The 15,202-nt window shown below is 36.7% G+C and carries 15 protein-coding genes; 11 read left to right on the forward strand and 4 right to left on the reverse strand.

Annotated elements, in window-relative coordinates; genetic code table 11:
* The 4 genes from DDY94_RS14560 (at window position 1) to rlmN (ending at window position 3,843) form a co-directional block, all read left to right on the forward strand.
* Window positions 1-327 (forward strand): nucleotide pyrophosphohydrolase, encoded by a 327-nt coding sequence (locus tag DDY94_RS14560; protein ID WP_111685271.1) that lies wholly within the window; start codon window positions 1-3, stop codon window positions 325-327.
* Between the two features lie 29 nt (window positions 328-356).
* Window positions 357-1,583 (forward strand): 3-phosphoshikimate 1-carboxyvinyltransferase, encoded by a 1,227-nt coding sequence (locus tag DDY94_RS14565; RefSeq protein WP_111685273.1) that lies wholly within the window; start codon window positions 357-359, stop codon window positions 1,581-1,583.
* Between the two features lie 71 nt (window positions 1,584-1,654).
* Complete coding sequence (gene queA / locus DDY94_RS14570; protein ID WP_111685274.1) at window positions 1,655-2,704, forward strand: tRNA preQ1(34) S-adenosylmethionine ribosyltransferase-isomerase QueA; 1,050 nt, start codon at window positions 1,655-1,657, stop codon at window positions 2,702-2,704.
* A gap of 98 nt (window positions 2,705-2,802) precedes the next feature.
* Complete coding sequence (rlmN, locus tag DDY94_RS14575) at window positions 2,803-3,843, forward strand: 23S rRNA (adenine(2503)-C(2))-methyltransferase RlmN (protein WP_111685276.1); 1,041 nt, start codon at window positions 2,803-2,805, stop codon at window positions 3,841-3,843.
* Window positions 3,844-3,889: 46 nt separating this feature from the next.
* Here rlmN and DDY94_RS14580 read toward each other — a convergent pair whose 3' ends face one another.
* Window positions 3,890-5,506: a T9SS-dependent choice-of-anchor J family protein gene (locus tag DDY94_RS14580; protein ID WP_111685278.1), complete on the reverse strand. Its 1,617-nt coding sequence runs from the start codon at window positions 5,504-5,506 to the stop codon at window positions 3,890-3,892.
* A 133-nt stretch (window positions 5,507-5,639) separates the two neighbouring features.
* On the opposite strand from DDY94_RS14580, the gene DDY94_RS14585 reads away from it, so the two are divergent.
* The 4 genes from DDY94_RS14585 (at window position 5,640) to DDY94_RS14600 (ending at window position 9,206) form a co-directional block, all read left to right on the forward strand.
* Window positions 5,640-6,617, forward strand: coding sequence for a polyprenyl synthetase family protein (locus DDY94_RS14585; RefSeq protein WP_111685280.1), 978 nt, complete (start codon window positions 5,640-5,642; stop codon window positions 6,615-6,617).
* A 117-nt stretch (window positions 6,618-6,734) separates the two neighbouring features.
* A complete protein-coding gene (locus DDY94_RS14590) occupies window positions 6,735-7,298 on the forward strand; it encodes an RNA polymerase sigma factor (RefSeq protein ID WP_111685282.1) in 564 nt (187 codons plus the stop codon).
* The gene (locus DDY94_RS14595) at window positions 7,285-8,064 is read left to right on the forward strand and encodes a hypothetical protein (RefSeq protein ID WP_111685284.1); all 780 of its coding nucleotides are present in this window, start codon (window positions 7,285-7,287) and stop codon (window positions 8,062-8,064) included. Before DDY94_RS14590 ends, DDY94_RS14595 begins: the two co-directional genes overlap by 14 nt.
* Before the next feature lie 50 nt (window positions 8,065-8,114).
* Window positions 8,115-9,206 (forward strand): hypothetical protein, encoded by a 1,092-nt coding sequence (locus DDY94_RS14600; RefSeq protein WP_111685286.1) that lies wholly within the window; start codon window positions 8,115-8,117, stop codon window positions 9,204-9,206.
* A 74-nt stretch (window positions 9,207-9,280) separates the two neighbouring features.
* Here the strand turns inward: DDY94_RS14600 and DDY94_RS14605 are convergent, their stop codons facing one another.
* On the reverse strand, window positions 9,281-10,006 hold the full coding sequence (locus DDY94_RS14605; protein WP_157957340.1) for a DUF2927 domain-containing protein: 726 nt from the start codon (window positions 10,004-10,006) through the stop codon (window positions 9,281-9,283).
* Window positions 10,007-10,282: 276 nt separating this feature from the next.
* On the opposite strand from DDY94_RS14605, the gene dnaG reads away from it, so the two are divergent.
* Window positions 10,283-12,250 (forward strand): DNA primase, encoded by a 1,968-nt coding sequence (gene dnaG / locus DDY94_RS14610; RefSeq protein WP_111685290.1) that lies wholly within the window; start codon window positions 10,283-10,285, stop codon window positions 12,248-12,250.
* A 4-nt stretch (window positions 12,251-12,254) separates the two neighbouring features.
* Here dnaG and DDY94_RS14615 read toward each other — a convergent pair whose 3' ends face one another.
* Window positions 12,255-12,884, reverse strand: coding sequence for a response regulator (locus tag DDY94_RS14615; protein ID WP_111685292.1), 630 nt, complete (start codon window positions 12,882-12,884; stop codon window positions 12,255-12,257).
* A gap of 138 nt (window positions 12,885-13,022) precedes the next feature.
* The gene (nadE, locus tag DDY94_RS14620) at window positions 13,023-13,814 is read right to left on the reverse strand and encodes an NAD(+) synthase (protein ID WP_111685294.1); all 792 of its coding nucleotides are present in this window, start codon (window positions 13,812-13,814) and stop codon (window positions 13,023-13,025) included.
* An 84-nt stretch (window positions 13,815-13,898) separates the two neighbouring features.
* On the opposite strand from nadE, the gene gldB reads away from it, so the two are divergent.
* Together gldB and gldC are read left to right on the forward strand one after the other, a co-directional pair.
* A complete protein-coding gene (gene gldB / locus DDY94_RS14625; RefSeq protein WP_111685408.1) occupies window positions 13,899-14,861 on the forward strand; it encodes a gliding motility lipoprotein GldB in 963 nt (320 codons plus the stop codon).
* Window positions 14,861-15,196 carry a gliding motility protein GldC gene (gene gldC, locus DDY94_RS14630; protein WP_111685296.1) on the forward strand — a complete coding sequence of 112 codons (336 nt, stop codon included), beginning with the start codon at window positions 14,861-14,863 and terminating at the stop codon, window positions 15,194-15,196. Before gldB ends, gldC begins: the two co-directional genes overlap by 1 nt.
* Window positions 15,197-15,202: the final 6 nt, after the last annotated feature.

Consider the following 15,202-nt stretch of genomic DNA (forward strand, 5'->3'; position numbering starts at 1 on the left):
ATGAATATTAAAAATGCACAGAAGGAAGTTGATGTTTGGATTAAAACTCATGGTGTTCGGTATTTTAATGAGCTCACCAATATGGCACAGCTTACTGAGGAAGTAGGTGAGGTGGCACGAATTATCGCTCGTCGTTATGGCGAACAAAGTGAGAAAGAAAGTGATAAGGAAAAAGATCTAGGTGAAGAATTGGCCGACGTGGTCTTTGTAGTTTTATGTTTGGCTAATCAGACCGGTATCGACCTACAAGCAGCTTTCGACAAGAAAATGGATAAAAAAACAAAACGCGATCACGATAGGCATCATAATAATGATAAATTAAAGTAGATTTGCTACTTAATTAATTATTTGCACTTGTGAATATTCACCTTCTCAGATCAACGATCCATCCACAGTCATCACTAACCATAACGGGTTCAAAAAGTGAATCTAACCGATTGCTATTATTGCAGGCCTTATATCCAAATGTGGACATTAAAAACGGGTCTAATTCCGACGATTCGGTTTTAATGCGAAAAGCTTTGGAGTCAAAAGATGAGGTTATAGATATTCATCATGCCGGAACCGCCATGCGTTTTCTAACGGCATATTTTTCTATTCAGGAAGACCGAACAGTTATGCTAACAGGTTCTTCGAGAATGAAAGAACGCCCAATTAAAATTCTTGTTGATGCCCTTCAAGACCTTGGTGCTGATATTGAGTATGTAGAAAATGAAGGTTACCCTCCGCTACGAATTAGAGGAAAAAAGTTAACCAAGTCTAAAGTTACGCTCAAAGCTAATGTGAGTAGTCAATATATCTCGGCATTATTACTGATCGCCTCAAGATTAGAGCATGGATTAGAACTCACCTTAGATGGTAAAATAACATCCGTGCCGTATATCAAAATGACCCTCAATCTTCTTGAGCAACTTGGTATTGAAACGTGCTTTAATGCTAATGTTATTATCGTTAAGCCATTTTCTAAAATAGATGTTTCTAAAACGACCATAGTTGAATCTGATTGGTCTTCAGCCTCGTATTTCTATAGTATCGTAAGTTTAAGTGCACTTCATTCTGAAATTACCTTATCAACCTATAAGCAAGAATCATTACAGGGCGATTCTGTGCTTGCTGACTTATACAAAGCTTTCGGAATTGAAACTACATTCGAAAACAATAGCATCACCATTAAAAAGACAGCGCATATCGAAGAAGAATCTAAAATTGAATTCAACTTAAGTAATGCACCAGATATTGCGCAAACCATAGCTGTTACTGCTTTTGGTTTAGGATTAGAATGTTATTTAACGGGTCTTCATACCTTGAAAATTAAAGAAACTGATCGCCTTGTAGCCTTAAAAACTGAACTTGAAAAATTGGGAGGAGAGGTGACCATAACCGATGCAACCTTACATCTTAAACCATCAAGTTCAATAAAAAGCGATGTGACCATCGCAACCTATAACGATCATAGAATGGCCATGGCTTTTGCACCCTTAGGTTTGAAGACAGCACTCAAAATTGAGAATGCTGAGGTGGTGAGTAAATCGTACCCACAGTTTTGGGAGGATTTAAGTTCCTTGGGATTCCTAGTAAAATAAACCCCTAATTACTTGACAAGGCCTGTTTTGAGATTGTATATTTGCAACTTCAAAAAAATAAACAACTTAATATGAAACTATCGCACTTCAATTTTAACCTTCCGGAAGAATTATTAGCAGAACATCCAGCAGAGCATAGAGATGAATCTCGTCTAATGGTTTTGGATAGAGCTAATCAAACGATCGAACACAAATTGTTTAAAGATGTTATCGATTACTTTGATGAAGGCGATGTGATGATCTTAAATAACACTAAAGTTTTTCCAGCACGTCTTTACGGTAATAAAGAAAAGACAGGTGCGCGCATTGAAGTTTTTTTACTTCGCGAATTAAATCAAGACCAACGATTATGGGATGTTCTTGTAGATCCTGCGCGTAAGATTAGAATTGGAAACAAGTTATACTTTGGTGATGACGAAACATTAGTTGCTGAAGTTATCGATAATACAACTTCAAGAGGGCGTACACTGCGTTTTCTATATGATGGATCTTATAATGACTTCAGAAGAAAATTAACTGAACTTGGTGAGACACCTCTTCCAAAATACATTAAGCGCGATGTAGAACCAGAAGATGAAGAGCGTTACCAAACAATTTTTGCAAAAAATGAAGGTGCCGTTGCTGCACCAACTGCCGGATTACATTTCTCTAAACACCTTCTGAAGAGATTAGAGATCAAAGGCGTGGATATGGCTGAAGTGACACTTCACGTTGGGTTAGGGACATTCAACCCAGTAGAAGTTGAAGATCTATCTAAGCACAAAATGGATAGTGAAGAAATTGTAATTACAGAACGTGCAGCAGAAATTGTAAACAGAGGAATCAACAATAAGAGACGCGTTTGTGCTGTTGGTACAACCTCTATGCGAACTATTGAAAGCTCCGTTTCTTCAAGTGGTCGTTTAAATCCATTTGAAGGCTGGACCAACAAGTTCATTTTCCCACCGTACGATTTTAGTATCGCAAATAGTATGATTACTAATTTCCATACACCAAAATCAACATTATTAATGATGATTTCTGCATTTGCTGGTCATGATTTTGTAAAGCATGCCTACGAAGAAGCTGTAAAAGAAAAATACAGATTCTATTCTTATGGTGATGCTATGTTAATCATATAAATAAAGATTTTTAAGCATATCAAAGCCTCTGAATAAATATACATTCAGAGGTTTTTTTGTCTGAAAGATTATTAACCAATTGAGTATTTTTGCATCCGATGGAGGTTAAGAAGAAAGACATACGAGCATTAACAAAAGACCAGTTGCGCGAATTCTTCGTGAAACAAGGTGATAAAGCCTTTCGTGGTAATCAGGTTTATGAATGGCTGTGGCAGAAGTCGGCTCATAGTTTTGAGGATATGACCAACATTTCTTTGAAAACAAGAGAAATGCTCAAGGCCAACTTTGTGATCAATCATATTAAGGTCGATCAAATGCAACGAAGCTCTGACGGGACCATTAAAAACGCCGTGCGTTTACACGATGACCTCGTAGTTGAGTCTGTTTTAATTCCAACTCCTTCTCGTACTACGGCTTGTGTTTCTTCACAGGTAGGCTGTAGTTTAGATTGTAAGTTTTGTGCAACGGCCAGACTAAAGCGAATGCGTAATCTCAATCCTGATGAGATTTACGATCAGGTAGTAGCCATAGATAATGAAAGTCGATTGTATTATGGTAGGCCTTTAAGTAATATTGTTTTTATGGGAATGGGAGAACCACTCATGAATTACAACAACGTACTTAAAGCCATTGATAAAATCACCTCGCCAGAGGGCTTAGGAATGTCTCCAAAACGCATTGTAGTTTCAACTTCGGGAGTGCCAAAAATGATCAGGAAAATGGCTGACGATGGTGTTAAATTCAAACTAGCCGTGTCTCTTCATTCTGCAATAGACGACGTCAGAACCTCGATAATGCCTTTCAATTCAACGTTCCCCCTAACCGATCTACGTGAAGCCTTACAGTATTGGTATGCCAAAACAAAGAATAGAATTACTTATGAATATGTGGTTTGGGATGGCATTAATGACCAAAGAAAAGATGTAGATGCGCTTGTGGCTTTTTGTAAATTTGCGCCGAGTAAAGTAAATCTTATTGAATATAATCCTATTGACGACGGGGAGTTTCAGCAGGCAGATTCAAAAGCTATAGACATGTATGTGAAAGTGCTTGAAGCTAATAATATTACAGTAACCGTGCGACGAAGTAGAGGTAAAGATATTGACGCAGCCTGCGGACAGCTGGCCAATAAAACATAAAAAAAAGCGGCTCGAAGCCGCTTTTTTAATTTTATATGACTAGGTGTTAGTTTTTCGCAAACTTGATCGTTTTGAAATTGTCATTCACAAAGACCTTCGCTAAATACACACCATCATTCAATTGAGAAACATTGATACTCTCTCTAGTGCTGTTTAATGGTGTAGCAATAACTTTTTGCCCTAAGAGCGAATAGATTTCGATCTTGGTCATGTCGAGTGTCGAAGACTCTAATGTTAATTGCTCTAATTCTTTATTGTAGTGGTGCTCAAATGAATTTTGATCAAATTCATTCACACTTAAAGATTCTTGAATAATCGAATCGAACATTAAAATAAATCCAGATCCGCCTGCACCAAATGACCTATAGGCAATGTAATAATCTCCAGACATCCCTACTGAGAAGGTATTCATCTCTTCGTAGGCCATAGTTTCTAAACTTGCAAAATCACCTTGAATATCTATGCCGGTATTAGAGAATAATGTTGCAACCTGATTGGCACCAGAATTAGGAGCATCTAGAATAAAGGCTTCAAGACTTGCATTATTTGGCGAACCATTGGTAACATTAAATCGTGTCGTCACCTGGTAATTCGTTCCGGCAGTCAAGGCAATTGGAGGGCTAATCATCCAGTCGTCCTTCATTATAGTTAATGGGTCACCATTAGCATTAGTTGCAAAAGTTTCGTTTACCATATCACCATCGAGATCTAAATCTTGTTGTGTGATCCATGATAAGGTATCACCATCTACATCTTCCGTTGTATAACAAGAAATAAAGGCATTATCGTTATCAAAAACTTCTGTAATTGGTACGCCATAGGTTGTACAATCAAATGCCGTTAAGAAACCAATAGGTCCCACTTGTGAGCTATCTCCATTTCCTCCTGTACAATTTGCTGTAATGTACATATCATAGGCCGTATCAGGCATTAAACCAGTAAAATCATAATTTGTAGCAGCTACATCATTAATGGTTGTCCCTGTTCCAGGCGTAAATCCATCAGCTCCAAATTCAATGTCGAAAACAGTTCCACCACCATTTGAATCAGTCCATGCGATATCAGCACTTGTCGTTGTAATACCGTTTGGTCCTAAAACAAAATCTGTTGGATCAGCACAAGACGGTAGTTCAACAAAGTCAACGTTGTCTAATCCCCAAGCGTCACCATCGTTATTTTCCATAACAAATGCTACGTAAATACTACTACCAACATAGGCAGAGAGATCAACACTCCAAGGTTGAAAAGCACCACCGTTAGTATCTAGCTCATCAATAGTTAATAATATATCAGTAAAGCCACCAATATTAGTTTGACTAGGATCTGTTGAAACTCTAACAGTTACTTCAGAGCCAAAGTCTGGAGCGTTAAAGTCTGTCATGTCGAAGGTTAACAAATTGGTAGTTGATGTAATTGCAACTTGTGGTGTTACCAGCCAATCTTCTGCGGTTTGCCCTGCTGGCAAAATTTCGGACCATCTTACAGTTGCGTAATCGGCCATATCATTTACTCCCCAAGACCATGTTGTACCTAGTCCATTGGAGCCTTCATACTCAACCCAACCTGCAGGGAGATTTGGTCCACCATCAAAGCTTTCAGGAAATTGAGCGTAGCTAAAAAAGCTCATGCAAAGGGTAATAACTAGTAAAGTAATTTTTTTCATAAATGTCTGTTTTATGGATTAATGAATTGAAAGTTACAAATAAATGTTAATGGTAGTTTTAAATTCGTGTTAATTAAATTTTTATCGATTTAACGGCCCTTAATTCGTAATTTTGCAATGTTTTTAGCTTAGAATGAAAATAACTGAACAGATAAAACAACCCATAGATTATGAAATGGAACTTTTTGAACAAAAGTTTCAGCTATCTATGGCGAGTAAGGTGGCACTCCTTAACAGAATTACCCATTACATTGTAAATCGTAAAGGCAAACAGATGCGACCTATGTTTGTTTTTCTAGTCGCTAAAATGCTTAATAATGGTTCTGTGAGTGAACGTACTTATCGTGGCGCTTCTGTTATTGAATTAATTCACACGGCTACACTCGTGCACGACGATGTTGTGGACGATAGTAACAGAAGACGAGGCTTTTTCTCTATTAATGCACTCTGGAAAAACAAGATCGCGGTATTAATTGGCGATTACCTTTTATCTAAAGGATTATTGCTATCTATAGACAATAATGACTTTGATCTTCTGAAGATCATTTCAGTGGCTGTACGCGAGATGAGCGAAGGCGAATTACTTCAAATTGAAAAAGCAAGACAGCTAGATATTACCGAAGACGTTTATTACGATATTATTAGGCAGAAGACTGCTACGCTTATCGCTGCCTGTTGCAGTTTGGGTGCGGCGTCAGTTAAGCCAAATACTGCGGAAGTAGAAACCATGAGAAGATTTGGAGAACTTATAGGTATGGCATTTCAGATAAAGGATGATCTGTTCGATTATGGTGAAGAGAAAATTGGTAAGCCAACAGGGATCGATATTAAAGAACAGAAAATGACTTTACCTTTAATACATGTACTGAATAACTGTTCGAAAAAAGACAAAGCTTGGCTCATCAATTCCGTTAAAAATTACAATAAAGACCGTAAGCGTGTTAAAGAAGTGATCGCATTTGTAAAAGACAACGGTGGGTTAGATTATGCCATTACTAAGATGAAAGCTTTTCAGGAAGAAGCACTAAATTTATTGAATAATTACCCTGAATCACCTTATAAAGCCTCCCTAAAATTAATGGTAGACTATGTAATTGATAGAAAAAAATAATTTTAACTATCAAATTATCAATATATTATAAAAATTCTTTATTTTTTTAATTATATCAGACAACCATTTGTACAACTTTTGCGTCTTTATCAATAGAAGTGCAATCGTAACCACAACATGAAAGTTATACAACTTCACAAAAACGAAACTAAACTTATACAGAGAGCAGCGAAAAATAATCGCGAAGCGCAACATGTATTGTATGAGTTGCATGCACCAAAAATGTTAAGTGTTTGTAGGTACTACATTAAAGATGTTTATCAGGCGGAAGAAGTAATGCTGAATGGCTTCTTTAAAGTCTTCAAATATCTTAAAACATTTAAAAATGAAGGTAGTTTCGAAGGTTGGATTAGACGGATAATGGTAAGGGAAGCGATTTCGTACTTAAGGCAAAATAAAGCTATAGAATTTGCGGCTGAAGATGAATATTTAGAGCACGATTATAGTAACAACGTTAACTCTAATATTGAGGTTGCAGAAATTCAACAGCTCATAGATAGTTTGCCAGAAGGATACAAAATGGTATTTGTAATGTACGCTATTGAAGGTTACAAACATCATGAAATTGCCGAATTATTGAACATCTCAGAAGGGACATCAAAATCGCAATTGTTTAAAGCACGACAGATGCTTCAGAAGAAAATAAAAGAATTAAATAACAGCAATTATGGCGCCAATTAAATTTGAAGAACAGTTAAAGGAGAAGCTAGAAGAGCGCAATTTGCAACCATCATCAGATGCTTGGTCAAAATTATCTGAACGTCTCGATGAAGATGAAAAAAGATCGAGAAAGCCATGGATAACATGGTTGAGTGTAGCGGCAGGAGTCATTATAATGCTTTCAGTTCTTATTCAATCGTTTGGGTCGAAGACAGACCAAGAGGTAACACCACAAATGGTAGAAGAAGACGTAATTGAATTACCGAAACAAGATCAATTACCAATCATCAACGAAAATGAAACTATTGAATTGGCTGTTGAAGAGGATACTTCGAATGAGGTAAATACTTCGCCTGAGGAATCAAAAGAAGACCGAAAATTGATAGATCCTACTTCAGGTAAAAAGGAGCAACCAAAACTGCAATTGGCAGAACAATCAACAAATGATGTGCAACCAAAAAATAGTATTGAAAAACCAAACGAAATTCAGAAGGCAATTGTCAACGAAACCCAGATCAATAAAGAAGCTGTAGCACAGGCACTCAATGAATTAAATTCTGAAAAGACCCGTGCAACGGATCGTGAAGTAGATTCACTATTAAAGTTGGCAAGTAAAGAATTAGTTAAAGATAAATTGTTGAAGGAAACCAGTAAAACAGTTGATGCGCAATCACTACTCAACGACGTTGAAGACGAGATGGGACAATCCTTCAGAAGTAAAGTTTACGAAGCGCTGAAAGGTGGCTATAAAACTGTAAAAACGGCAGTAGCGCAACGTAATAATTAATATCGAATCAATTAAATTAAATATAATAAATCATCAAAAAACGAACAGTTATGAACACAATTACACGATTAGTAGTATACCTGATTATTTCAGTAACAACAGTTGCTACGACCTATGCACAAGACACAAAAACCGACAGTACTAAGACGTCTTCGAATCAATACAAGATCGAAGCCTTAAAAGAACTGAAGACAAAAATCGAAAAGGAAGAACGCGAGTTCTTAAAGCAAGAAATTGAATCTATCAATCAACGTTTAGACGCTAAGCAAATTACCCCAGCAGAGGCAGAAGAATTAAAAAAAGAAGCAGCAAAAAAGAGAGCTGCTAATATTGAAAACCGTTTGGCAATTATAGATAACAAAATTGCGCTCCTTGGTAGAAATGAAGCTGGTTACGAAACCAACAATGACGACGATGGTTTTTTTTCAATAAAGTTTGGAGATGACGACGACGAATGGACTGCAGTAAGATTCGGGAAAAAGAATAAACCGAGAAAGTACGACAGAAGAACCACATCAGATATTGTATTTGCATTTGGATTCAACAATGCATTGATCGATGGGCAAGACCTAGGAGACTCTCCCTATAAAATTGCAGGATCTGGATTTATGGAATTGGGTTACGCCTGGAAAACCAGAATATTTGATAAAACGAACTTCTGGAGGTTAAAATATGGATTCTCATTTCAGTGGAACAAACTAGATATAAAGGACAACCAGTTTTTAGTTAATAATAATGACCAAATAACTTTAGAGGAGTTTCCTGTTGAGCTCAATAAAGCCAAATTTAGAACAACCAATTTAGTTTTCCCTGTACATCTAGAGTTTGGACCCTCTAAAAAGATTGAGCGCAAGAATTACTTCAGATATTCAACTACTAACAGATTTAAAATAGGTCTAGGTGGTTATGCAGGACTTAACATTGGAAGTATGCAAAAACTAAAATATAAGGAAGACGGAAACCGCATTAAAGATAAGCAAAGAGGTGGCTTTGAGGTTAACGAATTCGTTTACGGTCTTAGTGGTTATTTAGCTTGGGGAGACGTAGCCTTATATGTAAAGTATGACCTCAATCCATTGTTTAAAGACCAAGCAGTAGATCAGAATAATATTTCAGTCGGTATCCGTTTTGATATGGACTAAACCAATCAATTTTTGAGTGTTTAGAACCTCAATCCAGAAATGGGTTGGGGTTTTATTTTAAGACCTATTAAATCTTAATTTTCATCTACTAAAATTCGTTTAATTGTTTTTTCAACTTCGGCCTTATTCATTCCAGGTTTCATATAAGGATGATAAAGCATTTTGATAAGATCTGCATCTAATTTTGAAAGGTCCTTAGTTTGTGTGCTATCTGGTTTTTCTTGAAAAAACATACTGTCCGTAAACCACATAGAATCGTTCATAAGACCTAAACTTTGAGTAACTTCTTCTACAATAGTATTACCTTGATTTTCGATGGGTTCTGTGATGTCAATGTAAATTACCGCCTTTGAAATTTCGAAAGTAATTTCATTGTAGTCGACCTCAGTGTATCCCACAAAATCTTCATCTATACCATCAAATAAATTAGGTGCTACTTCTAAGATCGTGCTTTTTTCAACTAAAAGTACAAAGGCATTACCTTTTGCAGGATTGGATGTCAGTACAATCTCAAAACCATCCTCCGTAAGATCATTAATTTTCTCAATTGTTTGTCTAACGATAGAAGCTTGCTCACTAAATCTATCACTTCCAAAGATATAGAGGTACATAGTATTGGTCCATTTGGTCGTAACCTCTGGGCTTTCGCCAAATTCAGACTTTAAGGCTATTTCTTTAAAATAGTCTTCCAGTACACAATCATACTGCGTTGGTGTATAATCCTCAGAAGGGGTAATAAGATAAGCAATTATTAATGCTACAATTAAAGCTGAAATAAGAAGTGCAATTCTAGTCTTCAATAATTGAATTTTTTTGATGAAGTCTGTTCTACTTTATTTTAAAAGCTCTAAGACGAAGTTCGGCATTTTTTTGCTTGACTAAAATAACTTTTCAACATAAATTTTGAAAACAAATTGTTTGACTTAAATTTACAAACTTGCTGCACAATGTAACACCCTGAGCTCGTCGAAAGGGTTTAAACATTGAAGTAAGTAATCACAGTTAAGATTAGATTGCTGCCTTGCTCCATCGCTAAAATTATGGTGGCGTGCAGGCTCAAGGATGACAAAGAATAGATGATCTCACAAAATACCATAGCACAAGTTTTTGAAACTGCCCGAGTAGAGGAGGTGATTGGTGATTTTGTACAGCTAAAGAAAGCAGGAAGCAATTTTAAGGGGCTTAGTCCTTTTAGCGAAGAGCGAACACCGAGTTTTATGGTATCGCCAGTAAAACAAATTTGGAAGGATTTCTCTAGTGGTAAAGGTGGTAATGCCGTTACATTTTTAATGGAGCACGAGCATTTCACTTATCCTGAGGCCATCAGATATTTGGCAAAAAAGTATAATATTGAGATTGAAGAGACCGAGCGCACCGACGAAGAAAAAGCACAGGCCGATGCCAGAGAAAGTTTATATCTGGTCAGTGAGTATGCTAATGAATATTTTCAAAAAATACTTCATAAAACTGATCAAGGTAAAGCTATCGGGCTTAGTTATTTTAAGGAGCGCGGGTTTACTGAAGACACTATAAAGAGGTTTCAACTTGGTTATTCGTTAGATGAATGGCAAGCCTTTACGGATGATGCTTTGGGCAAAGGATATCAATTAGAATTTCTGGAGAAAACCGGACTTACAATCGTAAAGGACGAAAGGCGCTTCGATAGATTTAAAGGTCGTGTGATGTTTCCGATTCATAGTATGAGTGGACGTGTGCTTGGTTTTGGTGGCCGAATTCTAACCAACGACAAAAAAGCGGCTAAGTATCTCAATTCTCCTGAGAGTGATATTTATCACAAGAGTAAAGTACTTTATGGCTTGTATTTTGCCAAACAGACTATTGCCAAAGAAGACAATTGTTATTTGGTAGAAGGTTACACTGATGTTATTCAGTTTTACCAAACAGGTGTAAAAAATGTGGTGTCCTCATCAGGTACTGCATTAACCTCTGAACAAATACGATTAATCAATCGTTTAACTAAAAATATTACGGTTCTTTTTGATGGTGACGCTGCTGGGATAAGAGCCTCAATTCGCGGAATTGACCTTATTCTTGAACAAGGGATGAATGTTAAGGTTTGTACCTTTCCTGATGGTGAAGATCCCGACAGTTTTGCAAAGTCAAACACTTTAGAAGAACTTACAGAATATCTTAATTCTAATGCCAAAGATTTCATTCAGTTTAAAGCTTCACTTTTAGTTAAGGAGGCCAATAACGATCCCATAAAAAAGGCCGAAACCATTAGGGAAATCGTTAATAGTATTTCCAAAATCCCTGATGCCATTAAGCGCGAGATTTATGTCCGCGAATGTGCTTCAATCATGGATATTAGCGAAGATGTCTTGTTTAGTACTTTAGCGCAGATCAGTAAGAAAGAGTTTCAGGAAGCCAATAAAAAATTCAAGCAAGATCAGAAGGCTTTTGAAGTGGTTAAAAATCAACCACAGCAACAACCAAAGGTTGATGTTCAGTATGAATTAGAGCGAAAAATTATTGAGATCTTAATGCTCTATGGTGATAGAACGGAGCAGTTTGAAGATCTTATTTTGAAAGAAGATGAGGTTTCGGGCGAATTACTTTTAGAGCCAACAATTCATGAAGCACGAGTATTTGAGAAGATTTATCTCGACCTTCAAGAAGATGAGATGATGTTTTCCAATGAAAGATTCAGACAGTTGTACTATTCCATAATAGATCGCCTCAACCAAGACGAGAATTTTTCAACCAAAGATTTTATAAATCAGCTCGATCAAGAATCTGCTAGTGAAGTAACTACCATTCTCATGGATGATGAAAAATACAATCTTCACGATTGGGAACGTAATCATATCATCCCAAAGGAAAAAGAGCATACCGTTGCCCAATTGGTAAGCCAAACCATTCTCAGTTTAAGATGCTATCTCATAGATCAAAAGGTAGCAGAATACAAGAACGAGACCTTGAATAATGATAGTGATACGCGTTCAATTGTTGAAGACGTAAAAGACTATCTAGGTCTTAAAATGTTACTGTCTCGTAAGCTAGGTAAAGTTATTGGTGGATAGCCAACTATGTTAAATTGTGATGCTTCGCCTGGTGAATAAGATCTACAATGTTATTAACGTTCAGTTTCTTAAAAAGTCTGGCTTTATAAGTACTAACCGTCTTTTCATTGATGTTTAACTCTTCGGCGATTTCCTTGTTTTTTCTACCTATTGAAAGCAATTTTAAAACTTCAACTTCGCGGGTAGATAATTTTTTAAACATGCGACTTCTACTCTTACGAGTGTCTTCGTAACGCAAGTGTTTATCCATTTTTTCACTTAAGGAAACTTCACCACCATGAATTTTTCTCACGGCAGCTTCAATAGCCTCTACATCTGCAGTTTTGTTCAAATAACCGGAAGCGCCAGCTTTGAGTGTGCTGATGGCGTAAATTTCTTCAGGTTGATGACTGAACATCAATACATTTACAGATTTGTTTTCCTTTTTAATGGCTCTTAGAGCAGTAATACCGTTAAGTTCGGGTAAATCAATTTCAGAAATGATAACATCGACCTGATGACGTCTTACGAATTCGAAAATTTCGATACCACTACTTAACTTTCCAACTACTTCAAGATCGGGTTTGCTGTTTAAGAACAATTCTAGTCCTGTTCTAACAATGGGATGGTTGTCTACAATCAATATTCGTATCATGACAATTGATTTTAGTTAGGGTTAATAGTGCGACAACAAAAACTAAGCTAAGAGATTGCGGCAGGATTGGTTTTGTAAAAATAGTCAAAAATTAAGCACTTATCGCAATTTATTCGACCAATTGTAATAAATTTCTTATTATTTCTTCAATTCTTTAGGGATTTCGCAAACAGGAATCGGAACCATTTTATGCTGGTTCATGGTGTTAAATCGTTTGAAAATTTTGAAAACCTCTTTTTGTCTTCCTTCAAAATCAGATTCTGTCTTGCCTTCATCATTCATTTCCATTGCCCACTCTAATTCTGGATACGAAGCACCAATTTGATCTTCATCTGTTCGGTTATCGCCCCAAAGGCCATCTGTTGGAGCAGCGTCTAAAATTTCCTGATTAACACCCAAATGTGCAGCAAGGGCATAAACTTCTGTTTTTAGGAGATCTGCAATCGGACTAAGATCTACGCCACCATCTCCATATTTTGTATAGAAACCTACACCAAAATCTTCAACCTTGTTACCAGTTCCGGCTACGAGTAGTTTTTCGTAAGCAGCAAAATAATACAAGCTAGTCATTCTTAGGCGTGCTCTGGTATTGGCTAAGGACATAAAACGATCTTCTTCATTTTCCACCTCAGGAAAAGCGTCTTTTAGGCTTTCAAAAACAGGTGTCAGATTTACTTGGGTCATTCTAACCTTCGGGAATTGCGCTTTAAGCCAATTGATATGATTAAGAGCTCTCGATACTTGTTTTTCAGATTGATGAATGGGCATTTCAAGACAATGTACCTCTAAGCCTGTTTTAGCACAGAGGGTTGAAGTCAGGGCAGAATCGATTCCGCCAGATATTCCAATTACAAATCCTTTCATGCCGGCATTAGTAGCATAGTCTTTCAGCCAATTGACGATATGGTTAACAACTTTTTCTGTTTGCATAATGTTTAAAATTTTCTACAAAGAAGTGTACCTTTGCACAACAAAAATAGCGGAATCGTGTTAGGTTTAAAAATGTTTCATTCAATGTCTTCAAGAATTATCATATTAATAATATTGGGCACTTTTTTTATGTCTTGTAATGAGGATTCAAAGTTAGAATCAGAGATTTCTAAAATTGAGGCGGATTTTATCGTTGAGCGATTCGACAAAGCCTATCAGGAGGCAAGTCCTGCTGATCTGCCAAAACTTAAAAATGCCTACCCGTTTTTGTTTTCTAAAAATGATCCTGACTCTGTTTGGATTAAGAAAATGAATGATCCTCTTCAAGCAGAGTTGCTTAAAGAAGTGAGTAAGGCTTATTCAGATTTTACTCAGGTGAAGAATGACCTTACGGGGCTTTTTCAACATCTGAAATATTACGATAAAACATTCTCTGTACCACGTGTAGTAACTCTAACCAATGATGTGGATTACCGTAATAAAACTATTGTGACAGATTCGTTAGTGCTTATTGCGCTTGATAATTTTTTAGGTGAAGATCATGAGTTTTATCAAAATATCCCGATGTATCTCGCCCAAAATATGACTCAAAATCAGATTGTGCCCGAATTGGCGGATGGTTATGCAAGGAAATATACATTTCAGTCTGAACGGAATACATTTCTAGATGAAATGATTTACTTCGGAAAGCTACTTTATTTTAAAGATAAAATGATACCGTTTTTATCTGATGCTGAAAAAATGGGTTACACAGAACAAGAATTGAAATGGGCTGAAGCAAATGAAAGTCCGATTTGGAGTCATTTTATTGAGAATGAAATGCTGTATAGTACCGACAGTAAATTACCAAGTCGATTTATTGCGGATGCGCCGTTTTCAAAATTTTATTTACAGTTAGACAATGAATCTCCCGGGAGATTAGGACAATATATTGGATGGCAGATCGTAAGAGCTTATGCCGAAAAAACAGGTGAAGGTGTTTTTCAAGTTTTACAAAAAGAACCAGAAGACATCTTTGCAATTGCAAAATTTAAACCTAAGAAATAATGGCAAAAACCATAACATCTAAAATAGAATTGAATGTAGAACTCGATGAAAATCGCGTACCAGAGCGTCTCAATTGGTCCGCCCAAGATGGAGGAGTTCAGAATGAAGAAGCTAAAGCTATAATGCTTTCAGTGTGGGACAGTAATGCACAGGAAACACTTAAAATAGACTTATGGACCAAGGACATGCCTGTGGATGAGATGAAACTGTTTTTTCATCAAACGTTAGTCACTATGAGTGATACATTTTTGAGAGCTACTCAAGATGAAAAGATGACGGCCACTATGCGCGACTTCTGCGATTACTTTGCCGACAAACTAGAGTTGAAAAAGTAGAGAGAA

The sequence above is a fragment of the Winogradskyella tangerina genome (genome assembly GCF_003260205.1).
GTDB lineage: Bacteria > Bacteroidota > Bacteroidia > Flavobacteriales > Flavobacteriaceae > Winogradskyella > Winogradskyella tangerina.